The organism is Brevundimonas sp. R86498 (assembly GCF_044598075.1).
In the GTDB taxonomy this organism is placed as follows: domain Bacteria; phylum Pseudomonadota; class Alphaproteobacteria; order Caulobacterales; family Caulobacteraceae; genus Brevundimonas.
This window is the reverse complement of sequence record NZ_CP139004.1, coordinates 935595-960132: the sequence shown is the minus strand read 5'-3', so window position 1 is coordinate 960132 and position 24538 is coordinate 935595. Positions and strand designations below refer to the sequence as shown.

The following is a 24538-nucleotide window of genomic DNA, read 5'->3' as shown; positions in this document are numbered from 1 at the left end:
CGCCCCTGAAGGGCTATTGCGGCCGGGTTACCCGGCCGGACAGGTTGGAGATCACCTCGCGGGCGTCAAACGCATTGGCGTCACCTGCGGGCTTGGGTCCACGCCCCATCACGATCTCGGCGGTGGCCTCATAGCGGTCGACCTGGCGGATGTCGAAGTCGGGACGACCCCAGAAGGGATCATTCCAGCGGCTCCAGCGACCGTACCCGTAGTAGCGCCACGACGGACCCCAGTAGGGCCCGTAACGGCTGTAGAGCGGATCGCTGAGGGTCTGGAAACGGGTGTCACGGTCGGTGGCCCGGTTCACGGTCGAGAACCAGTCATAGCCGTTCTCGGTTGTCAGTTCGGCAGCGCGGAGCAGGAGCGACATCTCCACCTGCTCGCGGGACGTCACCGAATTGCCCGAGAAGCTGACGTTGTAGCGATCGCTCTCCAGTCGCTGCTCGGCATAGCCGCCGCGCTGGCCATTGAACCCGGCGGGGGCATAGGCGGTGGAGGTGGCGCAGGCCGACAACGTCACGGCGGCGGCGACCACGAGACAGGCTTTGAAGGAAGGTTTCATGGGTGGCTCCGGAAGGAGAGCGGAAGATGGGTTAGCCTAGCTGAACGGGACATGAACGGCGAGGGTTCCGAATGTTACAAGTCTCTATAATCGCGTAACAATCAGAACAGCAGCCGCCAGCAGAAGGCAGCCGACGACCAGGCCAAAGATCCGCGCGAAATCCGGTCGGTCCAGCTGTTCCGCGAGGGCGGCACCACCCAGACCGTAGGCACTCATGGTCAGGACGTCCATGCCAATGACGGCCGCCGCGAAAAGGCCCAGCTGTGGCGCGGCGGGCCGGTCCGGATCGAGGAACGGGGGCAGGACGGCGGTAAAGAACAGGATGGCCTTGGGGTTGGACAGTTGCACCAGGAAGCCATCCAGAAAGGCCGGCCGTCGGGGCTGGATGCGGGGCGCGGCCGCCTCGGCCGCAGCGGGGGGCGAACGAAGGGCCTTGCCCAGGGCGGACAGCCCCAGCCACGCCACATAGGCCGCTCCGGCCACAGCCATCCACCGGAACACCGCCGGAAAGGCCGCCACCAGGGCCCCGAGGCCCAGGGCCGCCGCCCCGAACCACACCAGCGTCGCCAGATTCATGCCCAGCACTGCCAGCAGGACGGCGCGGTGCCCGCGCTCCACCCCGGTTGCGATCGCAAACAGATTGGCCGGGCCCGGCGTCACGGCCAGCACGGCCATGACCCCCAGAAAGACCAGATACAGGTGGGGATCGACCGGCAGGCTCATGCGGTCCGGTCAGGCACTGAGGCAGACCACCTGGGCGATGCGCAGGTCCCGGCGCATGTCGTCGGCGACACGGCCATAGTTGTCGATCGTCACCGGTTCGCCGAGAAGGAGCTCGCCCGCCCGCTGCTCGCCCCGGATGGCGGGGCCCAGGGTGTCGGGGGAGGTCGTGTAGATCCGGCCCCGGCGTGGGGCCTCGGCGATGGTCAGGCCCACCACCCGGCCGCGCCGGTCCAGCGCCGGGGCCCCAGACAGCCCGGCCAGCGTCCCCTCCAGCCCCAGTGTCCGCCCCACCTCGGCCCAGGCGAGAACCGGCTCGTCCCGCTCACCCCGCCCCCGCACCTTCAGCGTCTCGCGCCCCAGAAGCCGGGAGGTCACCTCGCCGGGTCGCCCCTGCGGAAAGCCGGCATGAAAGGCCCTCTGCCCCACCGTCAGCGGGGTCGTCGTGGTCACGGGCAGGGCCGGTGGCCCGCCGGCGGTGATCAGCAGGGCGATATCGGCGCGGGGCGACAGGCGCACGTCCGCAGCGACGGCCCGCCCCCCGCCGACCACCAGCGCCGGCTGGCGACACCCGTCGACCACGTGGCGCGCGGTCAGCCAGCGCCCCTGACCGGCGATGGAAAAGGCGGTGCCCGCCGAGGGCTGGAACGGGATGTCCGGGGTGGTGACCGTGACGGAGGGATCAAACGGGGTAATCGGGCCCAGCAGGGCCCCCTCCAGCGCGTCCGGGGGCGGCGGGGCGGGCGGGGCGTCCGCGTTCTCGCGCCGGCTCAGCGACCCCAGCACAAGGGCGAAGACCACGCTGGAATAGATCAGCCAGTCCGGAGGACGGGGAAACCGCATGGCCGCCCGGCTCAGCCGGTCAGGGCGGCGGCAAGGATCAGCGCCGTCGCCAGCTTGGCCGACACCAGCAGCACGGCGGCCGAGACCTCGCCCTCCTGGATGCGCTGCGGCAGGCCGGTCAGGACCAGGTCCACGATCCGGAAGGCCAGAAGCTGCAGCACCAGGGTGGCGACCCCCCACAACAGAATGTCGCGGCTGGAGGTCGAGACCGACATCGACACCGCCAGCGGAATGGCCAGGCCCAGCAACACCCCGCCAAAGGCCACGCTCGCGGCAGAATTGCCCTGGCGGATCAGGGTGATCTCCTTCCACGGCGTCAGCAGGGCATAGACGACCGCCCCCGCGCCCAGCAGGCCGAACGTCACCGTCAGATGAAGGACCAGAACCGGAAACCCGCTCGCGAACGCCTGGATCTCAGGGCTCGAGAGGGTGTCTGACAGGGACGAAGGAGCCATGACCACGCGCGCGCTCTCTGGAGCCGGAAAGCCGCCGGGCGTCGGCGGAACGAAAGCAAAACGTCTTGCCCGATGACGGACGGGGTCCGCAAGGACACCGCGGCCACAGTGTGTGACCAATGATTGCAGAGCGGTTACGCGGGGCGGTATGGGCGGGCATGCCTGAACCCGCCCTGCCCGTCGTCCTCGTGGTCGCCGTCGCCCTGATCGATCCCGATGGCCGGATCCTCATCGCCAAACGCCCCGAAGGCAAGGCGCTCGCCGGCCTGTGGGAGTTTCCGGGCGGCAAGGTCGAACCCGGCGAACGCCCCGAGGCGGCCCTGATCCGGGAACTGCACGAGGAGCTGGGAATCAGTGTAAGCGAATCCTGTCTGGCTCCGTTTGTCTTCGCCAGCCACGCTTACGATTCATTTCACCTCTTGATGCCACTGTATCTGTGCCGCCGCTGGTCCGGCGTGGTCGTTCAGCGCGAGCACGCCGCCCTGGCCTGGGTGAAGCCGGAACGTCTTTCGGACTATCCCATGCCGCCCGCCGACGCGCCTCTGGTGGCCTGGTTGCGGGACCTTCTCTAACGGGTCCGGAAAGGTTCGATGAAGACGCTGTTTCACCGCTGGATCAGGGACGAGAGCGGAGCCACCGCGATCGAATACGGGCTGATCCTCGCCATGATCTTCCTGGCCATCGTCAGCGCCGTACAGCTCTTCGCCGGCAGCCTGGGCGGCCTGTTCACCCGCGTCGTCACCTCGATCACGGCCGCCATGAGCTAGGCTGCGCACCGGAACCCGCCATCGGCCGCGACCGCGCGTCCGTGGCGTACCCGGCCGAAGATCGCTAGAGATCAGGCGTTCGCCACCGAGAGCCTGATGCCCCGCCTGATCCTTCTTGTGTTCGGCCTGCTGTTCCTCGTCGCCCCGGGTGCCACGGCCACGCCCGCGATCAGCCGTCTGCCCGTCAGCGACGCCGCCATCCAGCGCACGGAGCGGATCGAGGCCGAACTGGTGCCCATGAGCGCCTGGGTGGCCCCCGGCTCCACCGCCCTGGTCGCCGTGCGTCAGGCCATCCAGCCGGGCTGGCACACCTACTGGCGCAATCCCGGCGATTCCGGCGGGGCCACCACCCTCAACTGGACCCTGCCCACGGGGGTCCGCGCCGGCGACATCGTCTGGCCGGTGCCCGAGCGCCAGCGGCTGCAGTCGCTGATGAATTTTGGCTATTCGGGCACCGTCTATCTGCCGGTCCCGGTCGACATCCCCGCCGATGCCCGTCCCGGCTCGAACCTGCCGCTCAGCGTGCGCGCCCTGTTTCTGGTGTGCAGCGACGAGATGTGCGTGCCGGATGAGCTGACCCTCACCCTCAACCTGCCCGTCCGCGCGGGCGCGGCTCCGCTGGAGCCGGTCCACGGCCCGGCCATCCAGCGCATTGTCGAGACCGCGCCCCGCCCGGCGGGCATCACCGCCCGCTACGCCCTTCAGGGAACGGCCCTGACCCTGTCCCTCGCCGGCGGCCCGCTGGCCGGATCCGCCCCCGAACGCGCCGTCTTCTTTCCGTTCGAGGCCGGCATCATCGCCCATGCCGCCCCCCAGCCGGGCCAGAGGGGGCCCGACGGTCTGACGCTCACCCTGACCGCCGGCGGCAAAGCCACGACCGCCGGCCTCACCGGGACGCTGGCCGGGGTTCTGGTCACCGACAACGGGGCCTGGGAGATCGAGGCGACCCCGGGGCCGGCCCTGCCGGGCACCACCGGCGGCGGGACGCTGGAGCCCACCGACGACCCGGCCGCCACCGGCCCGATCGACTGGACCGGCTTCGTCCAGGCCATGGTCTTCGCCCTGCTGGGCGGACTGATCCTGAACCTGATGCCCTGCGTCTTTCCGATCCTGGCCATGAAGGCCGCGTCGCTCGCCGCCTCGGCCCATAATCCCGCCGAGGCCCGCCGCGACGGCCTTGCCTTCCTCGCCGGCGTTCTGGCCACCTTCCTCCTCCTCGCAGGCCTGCTGCTGGCCCTGCGCGCCGGCGGTCAGGCGATCGGCTGGGGCTTCCAGCTCCAGTCCCCCGCCGTCATTGCCGCCCTCGCCCTGCTGATGCTGGCGGTCGGCCTCAACCTGTCCGGCGTCTTCCATGTCGGGGCGGGCGTTCAGGGCCTGGCCGGCACCGGCCCCCTGTCGCGCCTGCCGGGCGGCGTCGGGGCCTTCTTCACCGGGGTCCTCGCCGTGGTCGTGGCCGCCCCCTGCACCGCCCCCTTCATGGCCGTGGCCCTGGGCGTCGCCCTGCTGATGCCCGCCCCCATGGCACTCGCGGTGTTCCTGATGCTGGGGTTAGGTCTGGCCCTCCCCTATCTGGCCGTCAGCCTGTCGCCCGCCCTGCTGCGCCGCCTGCCCCGCCCGGGTCCGTGGATGGACCGGCTCAAGGGCGTTCTGGCCTTCCCCATGTATGGCGCGGCCCTCTGGCTGGTCTGGGTCTTCTCGCGTCAGATCGGGGCCGAGGGCCTCGCCCTGCTGCTGGCGTCCGCCCTGACCCTCGCCTTCGCCCTGTGGCTGTTCGGTCTCGCCCAGGCCGACCGCGCGATCGACCGCAAGGGCGTCGCGCCGGCGGTCACCGGGGCGCTCGCCCTTGCGCTGGGCACGGCGCTGGTCGTCTTCGCCGTCCGCTCGCCTGCCGGGGCTGTGGGGGCTGACGCCTCCGCCACGGCCCTCTCGTCGGCTGCCTGGTCGACGGAGGCCGTGGCGGCCGCGCAGGCGCAGGGCCGGCCGGTTCTGGTCAACTTCACCGCCGACTGGTGCGTCACCTGCAAGATCAACGAGCGCACGGCCCTGTCCTCGCCCCGCCTGGCCGCAGCGCTGGAAGCGTCCAACGCCGTCTATCTGGTCGGCGACTGGACCCGGCGCGACGACGCCATCACCCGCGAGCTGGAACGCCACGGCCGCTCGGGCGTCCCCCTGTATCTGCTCTATGCGCCCGGGGCCGACACGCCCCGCATCCTGCCGCAACTGTTGACCGAGGGGGTCGTCATCGACGCCCTGGAGACCCCCACCCCCTGAACCGCCCCGGACCCTGAAGGAGACGACCATGATCCGCCTGACCCTCATGACCGCTGCCGTCGTTCTGACCCTGTCCGCCTGCCAGCAGGCCGAGGCCCCGGCCCCCGCGACCGAAGCGTCCGCCACCCCGGCCGCCGCCCCCGCCACCACGCCCGGCCTCGCCCCCGCCTTCACCCTCATGGACGCAGACGGCGTCCAGCGCTCGCTGGCCGATTTCCGCGGCAGGACCGTCGTGATCGAATGGACCAATGAGGGCTGCCCCTATGTCCAGAAACACTACACCGGGGCCATGCAGGCCCTGCAGCGGGACGCCACGGCCGACGGCGTCGTCTGGCTGACCATCATCTCCTCGGCCCCCGGCAAACAGGGCTATGTCGAGGGCGAGGACGCCCGCGCGTGGAAGGCCCGCAACACCGCCGCCTCGACCCATCTGCTGCTTGATCCCGAGGGCACGGTGGGCAAGGCCTATGGTGCACTGACCACGCCCGACATGCGGGTGATCGATGGCGAGGGGCGGATCCTGTTCTCCGGCGGCATCGACGACCGCCCCACCAACAAGGTCGAGGATCTGGAGGGGGCAACCAGCTTCGTCCGCGCCGCGCTGGAGGACGTCTCCGCCGAAAGGCCAGTGCGGACGGCCTTTGCGCCGCCCTATGGCTGCTCGATCAAATACCCCGACGCCGCCTGATCAGGCGGCCGGTTGCGGCGGGGCCGTAATGACCTCGACATTGTCGTTCAGCAGATAGGACAGTTCGCCCAGCGCCGTGGCCCGGTCCTGCGGGGTCGCGGCGCGCTCGACGGCCTCGACCTTCAGCGGAATGTCTTCGGAGATGCCGCGCAGGATACAGGTCAGGTCCCCGTCGGTGCCGCGTTCCTTCAGGATCAGATGCGCCTGAAGATCGAGGGCGGCCAGTTCGGCGGCCCGGACCTTGAAGCCGTCGAAGTCCGAGGGCGTGCCCTTCCAGCCGTCGACCACGGCCTTCAGGGCGCTGGAGCGGGCCACGATATCGATGAACAGGGGCTCGCCCGCCACCGAAACGGGGGCCCCGGCGGCCACCGGCGGCTGGGCCGCGGCCAGCGCCACATGCGGATCGGACAACAGCAGGGCGGCGGCGAGGGCGATGCCACAGGACATGGGAATTAGCCTTTTCGCGAATCCACGATTGAACCGGTCTAGGCCTGACCCGTAAACGAGACCTTGCTTGCCGGGGAAAAGATCAATGACCGACCACTGGACCGCCTTCGATGCCGCCGCTGCGCGCGATGCACAGACCCGGATCGTGGACCAGTTCGCCGCCGACCCCGACCGGCTGGCGCGGATGAGCGTGGAGGCCGCCGGCCTCTATCTCGACCTGTCGAAACAGAGCTGGAGCCGGGCGGGCTTCGAGGCTTGTCTGGATCTGGCCCGGGCCTGTGACGTCGAGGGCCGGCGCGCCGCCCTGTTCGCCGGAGAAGCCGTCAACCTGACCGAAGGGCGGGCGGTGCTGCACCCCGCCCTGCGCGCCGCCCCCGGGGCCGACTTCAAGGCCCTCGGCGAATCCGTCTCGGCCGAGGTCGATGCCGTGCGGTCCGACATGCGGGCCTATGCCGACGCCGTCCGGTCGGGGGCCGAGGCGGGGGCCACGGGCAAGCCGTTCCGGGCCATCGTCCATGTCGGCATTGGCGGGTCCGACCTCGGCCCCCGGGTGGTCTGGGACGCCCTGCGCCCGCTGGATCCGGCGATCGACCTGCGGTTCGTCGCCAATATTGATCCGCGCGACATGGCCGAGGCCCTGACCGGTCTGGATCCCGAAACCACCCTCGTCGTGGTCGTGTCCAAGACCTTCACCACCCAGGAGACCCTGGCCAATGCCGAGGCGGCGCGGGCCTGGCTGGCGGCGACCCTGCCGGCCGCCGGGATGACGAAACACTTCATCGGGGTCACCGCCGCCCCGGACAAGGCCGGGGCCTTCGGATGCGGCCGGACGTTCGCCTTCCGGGACTGGGTCGGCGGGCGCTATTCGCTGTGGTCGGCGGTCAGCCTGTCGTGCGGCATCGCGCTGGGCTGGGACGTGTTCGAGGCCATGCTGTCCGGGGCCGCCGCCATGGACGCCCATTTCGTCTCGGCCCCTCTGGAGCAGAACGCCCCCGTCCTGCTGGCCCTCGCGCAGGTGTTCAACGTTGACGGCCTGAACCGTCCGGCCCGCACCGTGGCCCCCTATGCCCATGCCCTGCGCCGCCTCCCATCCTTCCTGCAGCAGCTGGAGATGGAGTCGAACGGCAAGCGGGTTCACCGCGACGGCACGCCCGTGACGCGCCAGACCTGCCCGGTCGTCTTCGGCGAGCCGGGCACCAACGGCCAACACGCCTTCTTCCAGCAGATCCATCAGGGGCCGCAGGTCGTTCCGGCCGAGTTCGTCATCGCGGCCCGCACCCATGCCGATGCGCCGGAATCGCCTCTGTGGTCCAACGCCCTCGCCCAGGGTCAGGCCCTGATGCTGGGCAAGACCGGGGATCAGGCCCGGGCGGAATTGATCGCCGCAGGGGCCGATGCCGCCGGGGCTGACCGGCTGGCCCCGCACAAGACCTTCCCCGGCAACCGTCCCTCGACCGCCATCGTGATGGAGCGGCTCACGCCCGCCACTCTCGGGGCCCTGCTGGCCCTGTATGAGCACAAGACCTTCGTCGAGGGCGTGATCTGGGACATCAACAGCTTCGACCAGTGGGGCGTCGAACTGGGCAAGGTGCTGGCGAAGGCGATCCTGTCCGACGTCGCGGCCGGCGGCCCCTCGCCGGCCCTCGACCCCTCGACCGCCGCCCTCATGACCCGCCTGATGTAGAGACGGGGCCCGAAGGCCCCGTCAGACGGTCAATGGTTACGCCAGCGCCGGTCACGGCGGTCGTCCCGGCGATCGTCCCGGCGGTCATACCGATCATGCCGGCGATCGGACCGCCAGTCGCGCCGGTCGTCCCTGAGGATGCCCCGCTCATAGCGATTGTAGCCGTCGCGGCTGTTGATCCCGTTCTCGCGCTCCCAGTGACCCCGGTTGCGCCAGCAGCGTCCGTCGCGCCAGTAGTCGCAGTCAACCCGGTAGCTGCTGACGTACGGGGTTCCATAGCTGTAGCCGTATGGCGATCCATAGCTGTAGCCGTAGCTGGAGCTCCCGTAGCTTCGGTTATAGCTGCGGCTGTCGCCATCGCTGGCCGCCGCCACGCCCAGGGCCGCACCGGCCAGCGCGCCCCCGGCGACATAGCGATCGTCGCCGTCGCCAATGACGGCGCCCGCGATTCCGCCGACCAGCGCCCCGACCACCAGGCCGGCCACGGCGTCGCCGTCGTCATTCCGGTCTTGATGGCGATTGCCGTAATGGCTCTGGGCCGCAGCCGGCAGGGCGGCGGCAGCAAGGGTCAGTGCAACGGCTCCCGCCGCGATCCGTTGAAACAGTCTCATCGCTTGCCCTCCCGAGGCTCCAGCCTGCCGTCCGACCCCCTTGGCCGAACAGCGACCGGCGAACCGTTTTGATGCGACAGCGGACCTGAACAGAGGCCCGGAAAGCCGTTCATCGGCCGTTCATCGGGGCCGGCCGGCCTTGACGCCACAGCGCCCTCTCCCTACTTGAGCCTCACGTTAGCACTCGGGCGACGCGGCTGCCAAAGTCGCCGCCGGGCCGCTGGCGCAGACACTTTGAACGGTTCATTGGAGAACACACAGATGGCGTTTCGTCCCCTCGGCGATCGCGTGCTGGTCAAGCGCGTGGAAGAAGAATCCAAGACCAAGGGCGGGATCATCATCCCCGACACCGCCAAGGAAAAACCCCAGGAAGGCGAAGTCGTCTCCGTCGGACCCGGCGTCCGTGACGAGAGCGGCAAGGTCAACGCCCTCGAGCTGAAGGCCGGCGACCGCATCCTGTTCGGCAAATGGTCGGGCACCGAGGTCAAGCTGGAAGGCGAAGACCTGATCATCATGAAAGAGTCGGACGTCCTCGGCGTTCTCTGAGCTGACGCTCAGTAGGGGCGAGGGTCGAGGGCCGACGGTCGAGCGCTAGTCGCCGCCACCGACCCCGATCCCCTCACTCGCCCCTCGACCCTATTACCTCGCCCCCTATTCAAGGAGCTGCCTGATGGCTGCCAAACAAGTACAGTTCTCCACCGATGCCCGCGAAAAAATGCTTCGCGGCGTCAACGTCCTGGCCAATGCGGTCAAGGTCACCCTGGGTCCCAAGGGCCGCAACGTCGTCATCCAGAAGTCCTTCGGTGCCCCGCGCTCGACCAAGGACGGCGTGTCCGTAGCGAAGGAAATCGAACTCGAGGACGCCTTCGAGAACATGGGCGCCCAGATGATCCGGGAAGTCGCCTCCAAGACCAATGACAAGGCCGGTGACGGCACCACCACCGCCACCGTCCTGGCCCAGTCGATCGTCCAGGAAGGCCTCAAGGCCGTGGCCGCCGGCATGAACCCGATGGATCTGAAGCGCGGCATCGACAAGGCGGTCACCGCCGTCCTCGCCGACATCAAGGCCTCCAGCCGCAAGGTCAGCGCCAACTCCGAGATCGCCCAGGTCGGCACCATCTCGGCCAATGGCGACTCCGAGGTCGGCGACATGATCGCCAAGGCCATGGAAAAGGTCGGCAACGAGGGCGTCATCACCGTCGAAGAAGCCAAGACGGCTGAAACCGAACTCGACGTCGTCGAGGGCATGCAGTTCGACCGCGGCTACCTGTCGCCCTACTTCATCACCAACGCCGACAAGATGGAGGTCCAGCTCGAGGAGCCGCTCATCCTGCTGTTCGAGAAGAAACTCTCGAGCCTGCAGGCCATGCTGCCGATCCTGGAAGCCGTCGTGCAATCGGGCCGTCCGCTGCTGATCATCGCCGAGGACATCGAGGGCGAGGCCCTGGCCACGCTCGTCGTCAACAAGCTGCGCGGTGGCCTGCGCGTCGCCGCCGTCAAGGCTCCGGGCTTCGGCGACCGCCGCAAGGCCATGCTGGAGGACATCTCCGTCCTGACCGGCGGCCAGGTGATCTCGGAAGACCTCGGCATCAAGCTCGAGAACGTCACCATCGACATGCTCGGCAAGGCCAAGAAGGTCACCATCACCAAGGACGACACCACCATCGTCGACGGCGTCGGTGAGAAGGACGCGATCGAGGCCCGCATCGGCCAGATCAAGAAGCAGATCGAGGACACCACCTCGGACTACGACAAGGAAAAGCTGCAGGAGCGTCTGGCCAAGCTGGCCGGCGGCGTGGCCGTCATCCGCGTCGGCGGCTCGACCGAAGTGGAAGTGAAAGAGAAGAAGGACCGCGTCGACGACGCGCTGAACGCCACGCGTGCAGCCGTTGAAGAAGGCATCGTCCCCGGCGGCGGCATCGCCCTGCTGAAGGCGACCAAGGCCCTGGAAGGTCTGAAAGGCGACAACGCCGACCAGACCGCCGGCATCGCCATCATCCGGCGCGCCATCCAGGCCCCGATCCGTCAGATCGTCGAGAACGCCGGCGTCGAAGGCTCGATCGTGGTCGGCAAGGTGCTGGAAAACCCCTCGGCCACCTGGGGCTTCAACGCCCAGACCGAAGAGTATGTCGACATGATCCAGGCCGGCGTCATCGACCCCGCCAAGGTCGTGCGCACCGCTCTCCAGGACGCCGCCTCCGTGGCCGGCATCCTGATCACCACTGAAGCGGCCGTGGCCGACGCGCCGAAGAAGTCGTCGGGCGGCGGTGCCGGCGGCGGCGGCATGGGCGGCGGCATGGGCGGCATGGGCGACATGGACTTCTAGGAAGTCCGGTTGTCATCCCGGCCTCGAGCCGGGACGAACAGAAGGGCGGGTCCGCAAGGGCCCGCCCTTTCTGCTGTCCGTGACAGGCACCGGGCGGACATCGGAGCATCCCCCACGACCGACCCGGGTTACGTTTCGGTAATGCGACGGCCGGACGGATTGCCAGCCGGCGGGACGGCGTTAAGGTCTGGCCGCCCCAGGAAAAGGACTGTTTTCATGCGCCTTCGTCTCGTTTCCCTCGCCGCCCTTGTGGCCGCCATGGCCCCGGTCGCCCCGGCCCTGGCCCTGAGCCCCGCCGTCGCCCCCGCCGCCGCGCCCCTGGCCCAGGACCTGCCGGCCGCGCCGGTGGCCGATCTGGTGGCCGAGGTCGACATTCCGTGGTCGCGCTTCACGCTGGACAACGGCCTGACGGTGATCGTGCACGAGGACCGCAAGGCCCCCGTGGTCGCGGTGTCGGTCTGGTACAATGTCGGCTCCAAGGACGAGCCGGCGGGATCGACCGGCTTTGCCCACCTGTTCGAACATCTGATGTTCGGCGGGTCGGAGAATGCGCCGGGCAGCTATCTGGGGCGGATGCGCAACCTGGGGCCCAGCAATCTGAACGGCACGACCTGGTTCGACCGCACCAACTATTTCCAGACCGTGCCGACCCCGGCGCTGGAACAGGCCCTGTTCCTCGAGAGCGACCGGATGGGCTATCTGCTGGGCGAGGTCGGCCAGCCGGTGCTGGATCTGCAGCGGGGGGTGGTCCAGAACGAGAAGCGCCAGCGCGACAACCAGCCCTACGGCCTGTTCTCCTATACCCAGCTGGAGGTCCTGTTCCCCGAGGGCCACCCCTATCGCCACTCGACCATCGGCTCGATGGCCGATCTGGACGCCGCCAGCCTCGAGACGGTGCGCAACTGGTTCCGCGACAACTATGGCCCGAACAATGCCGTGGTGGTGCTGTCGGGCGACATCGACGAGGCCACGGCCCGGACTTTGATGACCCGCTATTTCGGACCGATCGCGCGCGGACCCGTCAATGCGCCGGCGCAGGCGGCGGTGCCGACCCTCGACGCGCCGGTCGCGGTTACCCTGAAGGACCGGGTCGCCAACACGCGGCTGACGCGCAGCTGGGCCGTGCCCGGCATGCTGGACGCGGACGCCGTTCCGCTTCAGGTCGGGGCCGAGATCCTCGGCGGTCTGGCCAGCTCGAGGCTGGACAACCAGCTGGTGCGCGGCGACCAGACGGCCGTGTCCGTATTGGCCAATATGAACGCCTACCACCGGGTCGGGATTTTTGAGATGGCCGCCAATGTGAAGCCCGGCGAGGACGCCACGGCCGTGGGCGCGCGGATGGACGCCATCCTGGCAGATCTGATTGCCAACGGCCCCAGCGAGGAAGAGGTGGCGCGCGTCGCCACCGGCTATGTCTCGCGTCTGGTGCAGAGCCTTGAGCAGGTCAACGGCAAGGCCTCCACCCTGGCCGAGGGCCAGCTGTATGCGGGCGATCCCGACCACTACAAGCGCGAACTGGAGGCCTATGCCTCGGTCACCCCGGCCCGGGTCCAGGCCGCGATGCAGAAATGGCTGACCCGCCCCGTCGCCTCGATCACCATCGAGCCCGGCGATCGTGAGGCCTATGTCGAGGCCGCCGCTGCGCCGTCCGGGGCCGCCCCGGTTCCGGCCGCCGAGATTCAGCGCGTGGCCCGGATGGAGATGCCGCCGATCGGTGATGTGCCCGATCTGGACTTCCCCGATGTCGAGCGTGCCCGCCTGTCGAACGGCGTGGAAGTGGTCTATGCCCGGGTCGACACCGTGCCGGTCACCCGGGTGGCGGTCGAGTTCGATGCCGGTTACGCCGCCGACCGCGCCGACCGGCTGGGGGCCCAGGCGATGATGCTGGACCTGATGGACGACGGCACCACGACGCGCGATTCCACCGCCCTGGCCGAGGCGCAGGAGCGTCTCGGCGCCTCGATCAACCTGTCCGCCACCATGGACCGCACGGCCGCCACCCTGTCGACCGTGACGGCCAATCTGGCCCCGTCCCTGACCCTGCTGTCCGACATGGTGCGCAACCCCGCCTTCGCCCCGTCGGAGGTCGAGCGGATCCGGGCCCAGCGCCTGTCGGGCCTGGCCAATGAGCGCACCCAGCCGGGGGCCATCGCCGCCCGCGCCCTGCCTCCGCTCATGTACGGGGCCGAAAGCCCCTATGGCCGGTCCTTCACCGGCACCGGCGACGAGGCGACGATCCGCGCCCTGACCCGCGCCGATCTGGTCGCCGAGCACAACGCCTGGGTGCGGCCGGACAATGCCACGGTCTTCGTGGTGTCGGACCTGCCCCTGGCCCAGGTCACGGCCCAGCTGGAAGCCGCCTTCGGCGACTGGCGCGCGCCGGCGACCGCGAAGGGCACCAAGGCCTTCGACGCCCCCATCCCGGCTTCGAGCGCGCGCATCGTGCTGATCGACCGGCCGCAGTCGCCCCAGTCGCTGATCTATGGCGGGGCGGTTCTGCCGGTGTCGGGCACCGACGATCTGCTGACGCTGAATGCGGCAAACACGAGCCTGGGGACCGACTTCCTGTCACGGATCAACGCCGATCTTCGCGAGACGAAAGGCTGGTCTTACGGCGTACGCGGTGGCCCCAATGCCCTGGAACACCGGGTGCCCTATATCGTCAACGCCCCGGTCCAGGCCAACCGGACGGGCGAGTCGATCGCGGCCCTGATCGCCCAGTATGAGCGGTTCCTCGGCCCCGACGGCGTGACGCCGGAAGAGCGCGAAAAGACCGTCAACGGCAACACCCGCTCGCTGGCCGGCGGCTTCGAGACCTCGGCCCAGATCCTGGGAGCCCTGCGCTCCAACGCCCTGTATCGCCGTCCCGACGACTATCAGGAGACCCTGTCCAGCCGCACCCGTGCCCTGACGGCGGCCCAGATGGACGCCGCCGCCCGCGCCGTGATCGATCCGGACCAGTTCATCTGGGTGGTGGTCGGCGACGCCTCGGTCGTGCAGCCCCAGCTGGAGGCTCTGGGCCTGCCGGTGGAGGTCCGGTCGATCCAGTAGGCCGGATCGGACGGTCAAAGCGATGAGGGGCGGCGAGCGATCGCTGCCCCTTTTTCCGTGCCGCCTGCAGACGGGGAAGGCGCTGTCGGTCACGCCCACGACGCTTTTCCGGAGCGTCGCAGGCAGACAGCCTCGGCCGCGACGGCCTCGCAGCTAACTCAGAACTCTTCCCAGCTTTCGGCCGCTGCGGCATGGCCACCCCTGGCGAGCGCGGCGACCCTGGGGCGGCCCTGCGTGGCGGGGTTAGGGGCCGGCGTGTGGGGGGTTTCGCTGACCAGGCGCGGGCGGGCTGGGGCCGTCCTTGCGCCGGTTTCGAAGCGTGCGACCAGCCGCTCCAGCTGCCCGGCCTCGCTCCGGAGGTTGGAAGCGGCGGCCGTGGCCTGCTCGACCATGGCGGCGTTCTGCTGCGTCACCTGATCCATTTGATTGACGGCGACATTGACTTCATTGAGGCCCGTGGCCTGCTCTTCCGAAGACTTGGCGATCTCGGAAATCAGCATGTCGATCTCGCTGACCTTGACGGCGATGGACTTCAGGGCGCCGCCCGTTTCCGCGACCAGCCTGACGCCGCGCTCGACATGGCTGGAGCTGCTGGCGATCAAGGTCTTGATCTCCTTGGCCGCTTCTGCCGAGCGCTGGGCCAGGGCCCGGACCTCCTGGGCCACAACAGCAAACCCCTTGCCGGCATCGCCGGCCCGCGCGGCTTCAACGCCGGCATTCAGGGCCAGCAGATTGGTCTGGAATGCGATCTCGTCGATGACGCCGATGATCTGAACAATCTGGCCTGAGCTGTCAGAGATTTCGCTCATGGCCGCGACCGCTTCGCCCATCACGGTTTCTGACTTCTCGGCGTCGATCTTTGCTTCTGACGCGGCGGTGGACACCTGTTTGGCACCGTCGGCGCTCTGCTTCACGGTGGCGGTGAGCTGATCCAGCGCGGCCGCGGTTTCCTCAAGGCTCGCGGCCTGTTGTTCGGTCCGCCGTGACAGGTCATCCGACGCCGCGGCGATCTCGTCCGAGCCCCCGCGGATGCCGCCCGTGGCGCTGGCGATCGTGGACATCGCCTCCCGGAGGCTATCGACGGCCTCGTTGAAGTCGGTCTTGATCTGCCGGTACTGACCATCAAACTCGGCATCGATCCGACAGGTCAGGTCACCCTTCGACAGCTGACCCAGGCTGGCTGCCAGGGCCGTCACGACGGCCGCCTGTTCGGCTTCGGTCTTGCGGCGTTCGGCTTCGGTACGCCCCCTTTCGGTTTCGGCGGCGGTCTGCATCTTCTCGGCCTCGGCCTCAAGGACGCGGGCCCTCAGGCCATTGTCCTTGAACACCTGCACGGCCTTCGCCATCGCGCCGATCTCGTCGCGGCGGGCCTGGCCGCCGACCTCCGCCTCCAGATTGCCACCGGCCAGCTGGGCCATGACGCCCGTCATCTGACCGATCGGCGCGGCAATCGAGCGAGACATCAGAATGCCCATGGCAACGGACAAGACGACCGACAGGAGACCGCCGGCGACCAGAACGGTCTCGCCCATTGAAATGGCCTGATCGCGTTGTTCTCCACGGATGCCGAGCAATGCCGTTTCGGCGTCGCGCATCTGACTCAAGGTGGCCCGGATGGCATCCATGGATTGCTTGCCAGCGCCGGACGTTTCAAGGGCGCGCGCCGCCTCAATTCCGGTCCCCGATCGCATCAGGTCGATCTCGGCCGCGGCGACTTCGGTTTGCCAGGTTGTGACATGCGACTGCACGGTGTCGATCCGCGCCTGTTGTTCAGCATTGTCGGCCGTCAGGGTCCTGAGCTGTTCGATCGCGTCCGCGGCGGCCTTGCCGCCGTTGACGTAGGGCTCCAGGAACGTCTCATTTTTGGAGACAAGATAGCCGCGCACGCCGGTTTCCTGATCGACCATGGCGCCTCCCACCCGATCGATTTGTCCGAGAACCTCCCGGGTGTGATCGTTCCACCTGGTGGTGGTGTGAATGCTGGTGAGGTTGATGAAGACAGCGGCTGCGACAACGATCGTCACCGTGGTCAACAGCGCGAAAGCCAGCAGGAGCTTTCGCCCGATCTTCATATTGTCCACGGGCGACTCTCGGAAAAATTCAACGTCAATGCTGAGCCATCCGGCCTTCCGAGGCCTTTGCTGAATTTCAGCAGGCGAGCCTGAATCGAATGCGGCGACCGTAGCGCTCGAATGGAACCCTGCGCCTGTCAGGTAAACAATTCGCTTAGCGTCGGGTTGGGCAGGCGATATCGGCCCGACTGAAACCAACCTTGGCCATGCGCATTGGACTCCGTCCCCAAGGAGTCTGCCCATGCCCTCGCGTCCCACCTGGCAAGGCCATCTGAAGCTGTCGCTCGTCACCTGTCCGGTGGCGCTCTACACCGCGACCAGTCGCGCCAATGACGTCTCGTTCAACATGATCAATCCGGCCACCAACAACCGGATCCGGATGGTGCCGACCGATCCGGACACGGGGCCGGTGGAGCGGTCCGATCTGGTCAAGGGCTATGAGATCTCGAAAGACGAATACGTCCTGTTCGACGACGCTGATTTCGACAAGGTGAAGCTGGAATCGACGCGGACCATCTCGATCGACACCTTCGTCGACGCCGCCGACATCGACCGGCTCTACTGGGACACCCCCTTCTACGTCGTGCCCGACAAGGGGGTCGGTGCCGAGGCGTTTGCCGTGATCCGCGAGGCCATGGAGACCCAGGACAAGATCGCCATCGGCAGTCTGGTGCTGCGCGGCCGCGAGCGGCAGATCGCGCTGGAGGTGCGCGGCAAGGGCCTGGTCGCCTATACGCTGCGGGCCCACGACGAGGTGCGGGCGGCGGCGGACTATTTCGACGACATTCCGGCGGCGAAGGCCGATCCCGACATGGTCGAGATCGCCGCGCGACTGATCGGCCAGAAGGAGGCGGACTTCGATCCGACGGGCTTCCGCGACCGCTATGACGAGGCCCTGAAGGCCATGATCAAGGCCAAGTCGAAGGGCGAGGGGGTCGTGGCTGTGACCGAACCGGAAGAGACCAATGTCATCGACCTGATGGCCGCCCTGAAGAACAGCCTGAAAGGATCGGCGGGGTCGACCGCGAAGAAGGCCCCGGCGAAGAAGGCGGCACCGACCCGCAAGACCCCGGCCAAACGCAAGTCTGCAGCCTGATCCGGCCCGCCGTCGAGTGTACGTCCGATTCTGACGCATGCGTGTGCAACACCTGTCCCCGACCGCCAGCTGAAGGGGGGAGAAGCGGACTCAACGGACTCAGCGGACTCTGTTTTTTAGGCCGCCTTCAGTCCTCGGCCTCGATAGCGTCGATGTCATTGTCGTCCAGCCCCATGTGGTGGCCGATCTCGTGGATCAGGACATGGGCGATGATCTCCGCCAGGCCGACGTCGCCGCGTTCGCACCATTCGTCCAGGATGGGGCGGCGGTACAGGAAGACGCGCGATGGCTCGGGGGCTGGGCCCAGACCCTCGCGCTCGCCGATATGGACCCCGTGGTACAGGCCGGTCAGGTCGAAAGGATCCCCCAGCCCGACCGAGGCCAAAGTCTCGTCATCGGCGAAGTCGTCGATGCGGATCACGACGTCGCCGGCGGCGGTCCGGAACGGCTCGGGCAGGGCGTCGAAGGCCTGTCGGGCGAGCCGGGCGAAATCATCCAGCGAGGGGGCGGTCTGGTCGGTCCAGGGCGGCATGGGCATGAGGCCGGGTATGCGGGTGACGGAAGGGCTGTGGTAGGCGCTCGCGGCCGCCGACGCCACGCCCCGGGGGCCCGGCATTAACCATTCCCTTCGCCCTCCCCCCGGCTTCGGCTATGGTTGCGATTCGGACTGGCGGGTGAAGAGTGCATGGCTGAGGCCGATATCGCCTTTGCGGCGGCGGCAGGCGCGGCGGGACTGGCCCTTGCGGTCAGCGTCTGGGCCTGGCGTCTGAAGCGCATCGTGACCCTGAGGGATCAGGGCCTGCAGCGGGATCGCGACCGGCTGACGGCCGTCCTCGCCCAGGCCATCAGCGCCCGGTCCGCCTTTGCCGACATCCGCATCGGCTTTCCGCCGGAGGGCCCGGCAGTGGTCCTGGGCGATGAGTCCGTGATCGCGGCGGCCCGGACCGCCCTCGCAGGAAGCGGGCGAGGCCCGGAGGAGGATCCGGCCGGGGCGCTGGCGGCCCTGATCCACAGTCGCTTCGCCGACAGGATCGCGGCGCTCGCGGCCGACGGTACGCCCTTCCGGGTGCCGGACGCGACCGGCGAGCCGGACGGGGACGCCGGGTCGTGGGCCATCGAGGGCAGCGCCTGGGGCGGCGACGTCTGGGTCCGGCTGTTCCGGGACGACGGCCGGGAAGCGCCGGCGGTGCACCGGCCGGATGTGGGTCTTGGGGCCGGGGTCATCGCCGACGCCTCTCCCGCCCCGGCCTGGGTGCTGGACAGCGCCGGCAAGCTGATCTGGGCCAACCGCGCCTGGCTGGCCGAGGTGCGCTGTGGCTCGCTGGACGAGGCGCTGGCCAGCGCCACCAGTTTCGATCGCGGAGCCGACCAGCTGGCGGCCGAGGCCGGACGGGTGGGTACCCGTCAGGAAGGCTTTCGCTGGACGGCGGCCGAGGGACGGCGGCGGGCATGGAAGATCCAGGCCGAACCGATCGCCGGCGCGGGCGGGCCGGTCATGCTGTTCGCCCTCGACGTCACCGAGGCCGAGGAGACGCGCGACACCCTGCGCCGCCACGTCGAGGCCCATGACGAGACCCTGAACCATCTGGCCGACGCCGTGGCCATCTTCGGGCCGTCGCGCCGTCTGGCCTTCCACAACACCGCTTTCCAGAGCCTGTTCAACATTGATCCGGCCTGGCTGCACGAACGGCCCACCCATGCCGAGCTGCTGGACCGGCTGCGCCAGCGCCGGATGTTGCCCGAGGTGATCGACTACGCCGGCTGGAAGGCCAATGAGCTGGAGTTTTACGGGGCAGCCGAGGCCGCACCCGACGACAGCTGGTCCCTGCCCGACGGCCGGACCCTGAGGGTCGTGCGCCAGCCCCACCCGCTGGGGGGCATCCTGCTGTTGTTCTCGGACATTACGGGCGAACTGTCGCTGCGCAGCCGCTTCAACGCCCAGCTGCAGGTCCAGACGGCAACGCTCGACAAGCTAAACGACGCGGTTGCGGTCTTCGGCTCCGACGGCCGGCTGCGCCTGCACAACGAGGCGTTCGAGAGCTTCTGGAGCCTGTCGGCAGCACAGCTGGAAGGTGCCGGGGAGTTCGACGCGGTGGCCGAGTTGTGCAAGACCGTCCTGCCGGACGTCGCCCTGTGGCTGGGCCTGAAGGCGCGGGTCGCGGACCCCGATCCGGAGAGCCGCGTGGCGGTCTCGGGCGAGGGTCGGACCAGCGATGGCCGGGTCGCGGCCTGGCAGACCCGTCCCCTGCCCGACGGGGCCACCCTGGTGGCCTTCTCCGATGTCACGGCCCGTCGCGATCTGGAACAGGCCCTGGCCCAGCGCGAGGCGGCCCTGTCGGAAAGCCAGGCCCTGAAGCGCGAGTTCGTCGGCTCGGTCAGCTATGAGCTGCGCACGCCGCTGACGACCATCGTCGGCTATTCCGAACTGCTGGAGAGCATGGAGGACCTGCCCGAGCGCAGCCGCCAGCACGCCGGAGCCATCCGGGTGGCGGCGGGCCAGCTGGCCCATTCCATCGACGATGTGCTGGACATGGCCCAGATCGACGCGGGCGAGATGGAACTGTCGCTGGGCGATGTGACGGTGCGCGACCTGTTCGCGGCCGCTGTCGGGGTCCATCGGCCGAGGATCGAGGGCCGGGGCGCGACCCTGAAGGCGGTGGCGGCCGCCAATCTGCCGGCCATCCGGGGCGACGCCCGGCGGCTGGCCCAGGCGCTCGACCATCTGCTGGACAATGCCGGTCGCTCCGTGTCCGAAGGCGGGGTCGTGTCGCTGCGGGCCGAGGCCAATGCCAGCGAGCTACGCATCCGGGTCGAGGACACCGGCCGGGGCATTCCCTATCACCTGCAGGCCCATGTGTTCGACCGCTTCGTCAAGCGCGAGCGGGGCGGCCCGGGCGTGGGTCTGGCCCTGGTCAAGGCCCTGGTCGAACTGCACGGAGGCTGGGCCGAGGTCGAGAGCGAGCCCGGCAAGGGCGCCGCCTTCATCCTGCACCTGCCGCTCGAGATGGCCGGGGCGGCCGCCGACCCGGAGCCGGAGCCCGAACTGGCCGTGGGCTGACCGCCCTAGATGTGGGCGCCCCGCGCGATCAGATAGGCGGCCACATTGGCATGACGGTTGAGGCGGGCCTGGCTGAGCGGGGACCGAAATTCCGTGGCCCCGGAACGCAGGGTAACCGGCACAGCCAGATTGACGTCGGCCCCGGCCTCGACGAGCTCCTGGACAAGGTCCAGATGCCCTTCGCGAGCCGCGTTGATCAGAGGCGTCTCGTCGTTCGGGACCACGGCATTCACGTTCGCGCCCGATGAGATCAGGTATTTCGCCATCTCGAGGTGGCCGCTGGCTGCGGCGTTGATCAGCGGATTGCCGTCACCATCCAAGGACCGATCCACCGCAGCGCCCTGTTCGACGAGAAAGCGCGCCATCGTCATGTCGCCGTTGCGGGCGGCCACAATCAAGGGCGTACCGTCGCCGGGCTTGCCCTGGTCCACGTCCGCACCGTGGGCGATGAAGACCTCGGCCGCACGGGTGTCTCCGTTGCGAGCCGCGTCAACCAGCCATGCGCCCGAGGCGAGGGCGGGGGGTCTAGCGACCGGGGAGGTCTGGGCGGAAGCCTGGATCGCGATACCGCCCAGGGCAGCCGCAGTCAGAACGCCGGCGACAACAAGGCGGGGCGCCGACGTCCGGGCGGAAAGGGTTTTCGGCAACATGGCGGGCTCCGTAAGGTCGCCGGACTATGACAGAGGCCCGTCGTGCGGCTACTTAAGGTTTGGTCATCTGCCGGTGGTGCTGGTGCCGCGATGACCGGAAGAATAAAGGAGCGGCCATGACGAAGCTTCTCAAGACCGCCCTGATCTACGACTTCGACGGCACGCTCGCGCGCGGAAACATGCAGGAGGTCACCTTCATCCCGTCCCTGGGCATGGGGATCGGCGACTTCTGGGGCGAGGCGGACCGGCTGACCCGGTCGGCCGATGGCGACAATATCCTGATGTACATGCAGCTGATGCTGCAGCGGGCCCGCGAGAACGGCGAGCCGGTAACGAAGTCGCTGCTGCGCGCCCACGGCGAGGACGTGAAACTGTTCGACGGGTTGAAGGCCGACCTGACCGGCCCGGGCTGGTTTGCCCGCATCGACGCGATCGGCGCGCGATACGGTCTGGAGATCGAGCACTACATCATCTCGGCGGGCCTCGAGGAGATGATCGAGGGCTGCCCGATCCGCAGCGCCTTCCGCCACGTGTTCGCGTCCAAGTTCGCCTACGACGACCACGGCGTGGCCATCTGGCCGGCGGTGGGCGTCAACTACACGACCAAGACCCAGTATCTGTTCCGCATCAACAAGGGGGTGCTGAACCACTGGGACCATGAGCGGATCAACAAATTCATCCCGGACGACGAACGCGCGGTGCCGTTCGAGCGGATGATCTTCCTCGGCGACGGCGACACCGATGTGCCGACGATGAAGATGATGCACACCAAGGGCGGCTTCTCGATCGCCGTCTATGACCCCCGCAACTCCGAACGCGACCAGCAGAAAATCTACAGCCTGATCTCCGAGGACCGGGTCAATTTCGTCGCTGCCGCCGACTATCGCGAGGGCCAGCCGCTGGACCTGATCGTGAAGGGTCTGATCGGCCGGATCGCGATCAATGCCGGGACGACGTCCGAAATCTAGGCTCTCAGCGCCCGCCGGCCCGTTGCCAGGCCTCGCGCGCGGCCAGCAGGCGTGAGGGCACCAGGCCCCGCACACTTGCCTCGGCGACCCGTTTCAGCCCGGCCTCCATACCCTTGCGCCAGGCGACCTCGACCTCGAGCGCCCGACCCCCGGCGACATCGACGACGATGACCCGGGCCGGCAGGGCGATCTGCCGGTCCGTGCGGATGCGCAGGCCTCCGGCCGAGGTGTCGGTGATCAGGCAGGTCATCTCGATCCCGGGGGCGATGACCACGCCGCGGGCCTGGGCTGGCTGTCTGGGGTGAAGGCGACGTTCGTCGGACTGGGTCAAGGGCAGGGCATGCTCAACGCGCGGACGGCGTCAGGGCGACCCGCAGGGGCCGGTGTGCCCCACGACAGGGACGGCGTCCAGTTCGACGGCCGGCGCGCCGTGATCAGGGGCCTCAGTGCTGGTTGGCCGGAAGGCGGACGATCAGGCCGTTGAGGGCGTCCGAGACCCGGATCTGGCACGACAGGCGCGAATTGGGTTCCACGCCTTCGGCGAAGTCGAGCATGGATTCCTCCATGGCCGAGGGCTTGCCGGTCGCCTCGCGCCAGGCTTCGTCGACATAGACATGGCAGGTGGCGCAGGCGCAGGCCCCGCCACAGTCCGCGTCAATGCCCGGCACATTGTTGCGGACCGCGCCCTCCATAACGGAGAGACCGGGCTTGACCTCGACCGCGTGCTCGCGGCCGTCGTGCTCGATGTAGGTGATCCTGGGCATGGCTGGGTCTTGGCAAAGGCGGGCCCCGGTGGCAAGGCCGTAAGTTGATGCCGTAACTGTCTTATGGCACAATGTCGCAATGACCGCCCTTCGGAAAATTACCGTCCACCTTCCCCATGACCTGATCGAAGGCGCGCAGGCTGCGACCGGTGCCGGTCTGACGGAAACGGTCAAACAGGGTCTGGAGAAGCTGCGGCGGGAGGCGTTCTATCGTCAGATGAAGGCCCTGCGCGGCACGGTCGACTTCGGCGATCTGTCGCTGGATGACTTGCGCGAGGACAAGGACCACAGCTGGGACCCGCCGGGCTGATGGCGCTGGTCTCGGCAGATACCAGCAGTCTTGTCCGGTTTCTGGAAGGCAAGGCGGGCCATGATATCGAGCTTATCGATGCCGCTTTCGCGAGGGACGAATTCCGGCTGACGCCGGCCGCGATGGCGGAGTTGCTGTCCTACCCCAAGCCCCGACCGATGCTTGAACCCCTGCTGGCTCGAATGCCGACCCTCCCGCTGCTGGACGGCTACTGGACGCGGGTCGGCGAGGCCCGGCGCACCCTCCTGGGTCTCGGGCTCAGGGCGCGGCTGGGCGATGCCCTGATCGCCCGGTGCTGTATCGACGCGGATATCGCCCTGATCGCCCATGACCCGGATTTCCGCCATTTCGCCACGCATTGCGGGCTGAAGCTGGCGGTTCAGGCCTCTGGCTGACTAGGCCGCCTGCTTCTTGCGTTCCGGGGCGATCATCAGCTTCTTGGTCTCGGCGATCGCCTTGGCCGGGTTCAGCCCCTTGGGGCAGACCTGGGCGCAGTTCATGATCGTGTGGCAGCGATACAGTTTGAACGGGTCCTCAAGGTCGTCGAGACGGGCCTGGGTCTGGTCGTCGCGGCTGTCGGAGATCCAGCGGTAGGACTGCAGCAGGGCCGCCGGGCCGAGGTATTCGGTCTGGTTCCACCAGTAGCTGGGGCAGCTGGTCGAGCAGCAGGCGCACAGGATGCATTCGTACAGGCCGTCCAGCTTCGCCCGATCCGCCGGGGTCTGCAGCCGCTCCTTCTCGGGGTCCACATCGTCGGACTGGAGGTAGGGCTTGATGGAGTCGTACTGGGCGTAGAACAGCGTCAGATCGGTGACGAGGTCCTTGACAACCGGCTGGTGCGGCAGGGGGGCGATGGAAATGGTCGAGGACTGGCATTCCTCCCAGCCCTTGGTGCAGGCTAGGGTGTTGCGCCCGTCGATGTTCATCGAGCAGGAGCCGCAGATGCCCTCGCGGCACGAGCGGCGGAAGGTCAGGGTCGGGTCGATGGTCGACTTGATGTGGATCAGGGCGTCGAGCAGCATCGGGCCGTGGTCGCCGGCCGGCACCTCATAGACGTCCCAGCGCGGCGAGGCGTCGACCTCGGGGTCATAGCGATAGACCTTGTAGGTCTTGACGTTCGTCGAGCCCTTGGCCGCCTTGTGGACGCGGCCCTTGGTCGGCTTCGAGCCACGGGGAAGGGAAAGCTGGACCATCG

At 68.5% G+C, this 24538-nt stretch carries 25 protein-coding genes; 13 read left to right on the top strand and 12 right to left on the bottom strand.

Annotated elements, in window-relative coordinates; translation table 11 throughout:
• Nucleotides 1–13: 13 nt before the first annotated feature.
• The 4 genes from SJY26_RS04840 to SJY26_RS04825 form a co-directional block, all read right to left on the bottom strand.
• Nucleotides 14–562, bottom strand: a complete 549-nt coding sequence (locus SJY26_RS04840) for a CC0125/CC1285 family lipoprotein (protein ID WP_396595019.1) — start codon at nt 560–562, stop codon at nt 14–16.
• Between the two features lie 84 nt (nt 563–646).
• Nucleotides 647–1285: a LysE family translocator gene (locus tag SJY26_RS04835; RefSeq protein WP_396595018.1), complete on the bottom strand. Its 639-nt coding sequence runs from the start codon at nt 1283–1285 to the stop codon at nt 647–649.
• 9 nt (nt 1286–1294) lie between these two features.
• Nucleotides 1295–2125, bottom strand: coding sequence for a serine protease (locus SJY26_RS04830; RefSeq protein ID WP_396595017.1), 831 nt, complete (start codon nt 2123–2125; stop codon nt 1295–1297).
• Nucleotides 2126–2136: 11 nt separating this feature from the next.
• Nucleotides 2137–2580, bottom strand: coding sequence for a DUF350 domain-containing protein (locus SJY26_RS04825; RefSeq protein ID WP_396595016.1), 444 nt, complete (start codon nt 2578–2580; stop codon nt 2137–2139).
• A gap of 158 nt (nt 2581–2738) precedes the next feature.
• Between SJY26_RS04825 and SJY26_RS04820 the strand changes: the two genes are divergently transcribed.
• From SJY26_RS04820 to SJY26_RS04805, 4 genes are all read left to right on the top strand, one after another.
• Nucleotides 2739–3152, top strand: a complete 414-nt coding sequence (locus SJY26_RS04820; protein WP_396595015.1) for a (deoxy)nucleoside triphosphate pyrophosphohydrolase — start codon at nt 2739–2741, stop codon at nt 3150–3152.
• Nucleotides 3153–3170: 18 nt separating this feature from the next.
• The gene (locus tag SJY26_RS04815) at nt 3171–3347 is read left to right on the top strand and encodes a Flp family type IVb pilin (RefSeq protein WP_396595014.1); all 177 of its coding nucleotides are present in this window, start codon (nt 3171–3173) and stop codon (nt 3345–3347) included.
• Between the two features lie 96 nt (nt 3348–3443).
• Entirely contained in the window at nt 3444–5618 is a 2175-nt protein-coding gene (locus SJY26_RS04810; protein ID WP_396595013.1) for a protein-disulfide reductase DsbD family protein, read from the top strand.
• Nucleotides 5619–5646: 28 nt separating this feature from the next.
• Complete coding sequence (locus SJY26_RS04805) at nt 5647–6306, top strand: thioredoxin family protein (protein WP_396595012.1); 660 nt, start codon at nt 5647–5649, stop codon at nt 6304–6306.
• Here the strand turns inward: SJY26_RS04805 and SJY26_RS04800 are convergent, their stop codons facing one another.
• Nucleotides 6307–6753, bottom strand: coding sequence for a hypothetical protein (locus SJY26_RS04800; RefSeq protein WP_396595011.1), 447 nt, complete (start codon nt 6751–6753; stop codon nt 6307–6309). It lies immediately after the preceding gene.
• An 85-nt stretch (nt 6754–6838) separates the two neighbouring features.
• Between SJY26_RS04800 and pgi the strand changes: the two genes are divergently transcribed.
• Nucleotides 6839–8437 carry a glucose-6-phosphate isomerase gene (pgi, locus tag SJY26_RS04795; protein WP_396595010.1) on the top strand — a complete coding sequence of 533 codons (1599 nt, stop codon included), beginning with the start codon at nt 6839–6841 and terminating at the stop codon, nt 8435–8437.
• Between the two features lie 29 nt (nt 8438–8466).
• Here pgi and SJY26_RS04790 read toward each other — a convergent pair whose 3' ends face one another.
• On the bottom strand, nt 8467–9048 hold the full coding sequence (locus SJY26_RS04790) for a hypothetical protein (RefSeq protein ID WP_396595009.1): 582 nt from the start codon (nt 9046–9048) through the stop codon (nt 8467–8469).
• Nucleotides 9049–9309: 261 nt separating this feature from the next.
• Here SJY26_RS04790 and groES point away from each other — a divergent pair, with 261 nt between their 5' ends.
• From groES to SJY26_RS04775, 3 genes are all read left to right on the top strand, one after another.
• Nucleotides 9310–9594 (top strand): co-chaperone GroES, encoded by a 285-nt coding sequence (gene groES / locus SJY26_RS04785; protein WP_131250911.1) that lies wholly within the window; start codon nt 9310–9312, stop codon nt 9592–9594.
• Between the two features lie 124 nt (nt 9595–9718).
• Entirely contained in the window at nt 9719–11374 is a 1656-nt protein-coding gene (gene groL, locus SJY26_RS04780) for a chaperonin GroEL (RefSeq protein WP_396595008.1), read from the top strand.
• Nucleotides 11375–11590: 216 nt separating this feature from the next.
• Entirely contained in the window at nt 11591–14425 is a 2835-nt protein-coding gene (locus SJY26_RS04775; protein WP_396595007.1) for a M16 family metallopeptidase, read from the top strand.
• Nucleotides 14426–14583: 158 nt separating this feature from the next.
• Here SJY26_RS04775 and SJY26_RS04770 read toward each other — a convergent pair whose 3' ends face one another.
• The gene (locus SJY26_RS04770; RefSeq protein ID WP_396595006.1) at nt 14584–16740 is read right to left on the bottom strand and encodes a methyl-accepting chemotaxis protein; all 2157 of its coding nucleotides are present in this window, start codon (nt 16738–16740) and stop codon (nt 14584–14586) included.
• On the opposite strand from SJY26_RS04770, the gene SJY26_RS04765 reads away from it, so the two are divergent.
• A complete protein-coding gene (locus SJY26_RS04765) occupies nt 16739–17593 on the top strand; it encodes a Ku protein (RefSeq protein ID WP_396595005.1) in 855 nt (284 codons plus the stop codon). The genes SJY26_RS04770 and SJY26_RS04765 overlap by 2 nt on opposite strands.
• A 127-nt stretch (nt 17594–17720) precedes the next feature.
• Here the strand turns inward: SJY26_RS04765 and SJY26_RS04760 are convergent, their stop codons facing one another.
• The gene (locus SJY26_RS04760) at nt 17721–18131 is read right to left on the bottom strand and encodes a metallopeptidase family protein (RefSeq protein ID WP_396595702.1); all 411 of its coding nucleotides are present in this window, start codon (nt 18129–18131) and stop codon (nt 17721–17723) included.
• 147 nt (nt 18132–18278) lie between these two features.
• On the opposite strand from SJY26_RS04760, the gene SJY26_RS04755 reads away from it, so the two are divergent.
• Nucleotides 18279–20651 (top strand): ATP-binding protein, encoded by a 2373-nt coding sequence (locus SJY26_RS04755; RefSeq protein WP_396595004.1) that lies wholly within the window; start codon nt 18279–18281, stop codon nt 20649–20651.
• A 5-nt stretch (nt 20652–20656) separates the two neighbouring features.
• Here SJY26_RS04755 and SJY26_RS04750 read toward each other — a convergent pair whose 3' ends face one another.
• Nucleotides 20657–21301 (bottom strand): ankyrin repeat domain-containing protein, encoded by a 645-nt coding sequence (locus tag SJY26_RS04750; protein WP_396595003.1) that lies wholly within the window; start codon nt 21299–21301, stop codon nt 20657–20659.
• 116 nt (nt 21302–21417) lie between these two features.
• Here SJY26_RS04750 and SJY26_RS04745 point away from each other — a divergent pair, with 116 nt between their 5' ends.
• Nucleotides 21418–22269: an HAD family hydrolase gene (locus SJY26_RS04745; RefSeq protein WP_396595002.1), complete on the top strand. Its 852-nt coding sequence runs from the start codon at nt 21418–21420 to the stop codon at nt 22267–22269.
• Nucleotides 22270–22273: 4 nt separating this feature from the next.
• Here SJY26_RS04745 and SJY26_RS04740 read toward each other — a convergent pair whose 3' ends face one another.
• Complete coding sequence (locus SJY26_RS04740) at nt 22274–22600, bottom strand: PilZ domain-containing protein (protein ID WP_396595001.1); 327 nt, start codon at nt 22598–22600, stop codon at nt 22274–22276.
• Nucleotides 22601–22712: 112 nt separating this feature from the next.
• Nucleotides 22713–23033 (bottom strand): 2Fe-2S iron-sulfur cluster-binding protein, encoded by a 321-nt coding sequence (locus tag SJY26_RS04735; protein WP_396595000.1) that lies wholly within the window; start codon nt 23031–23033, stop codon nt 22713–22715.
• Between the two features lie 79 nt (nt 23034–23112).
• On the opposite strand from SJY26_RS04735, the gene SJY26_RS04730 reads away from it, so the two are divergent.
• Both SJY26_RS04730 and SJY26_RS04725 read left to right on the top strand, forming a co-directional pair.
• Nucleotides 23113–23343 (top strand): hypothetical protein, encoded by a 231-nt coding sequence (locus SJY26_RS04730; protein ID WP_396594999.1) that lies wholly within the window; start codon nt 23113–23115, stop codon nt 23341–23343.
• Nucleotides 23343–23738 (top strand): PIN domain-containing protein, encoded by a 396-nt coding sequence (locus SJY26_RS04725; RefSeq protein WP_396594998.1) that lies wholly within the window; start codon nt 23343–23345, stop codon nt 23736–23738. The genes SJY26_RS04730 and SJY26_RS04725 overlap by 1 nt, the downstream gene beginning before the upstream one ends.
• On the opposite strand, the gene SJY26_RS04720 is transcribed toward SJY26_RS04725, so the two are convergent.
• Nucleotides 23739–24536 carry a succinate dehydrogenase iron-sulfur subunit gene (locus SJY26_RS04720; protein ID WP_396594997.1) on the bottom strand — a complete coding sequence of 266 codons (798 nt, stop codon included), beginning with the start codon at nt 24534–24536 and terminating at the stop codon, nt 23739–23741.
• Nucleotides 24537–24538: the final 2 nt, after the last annotated feature.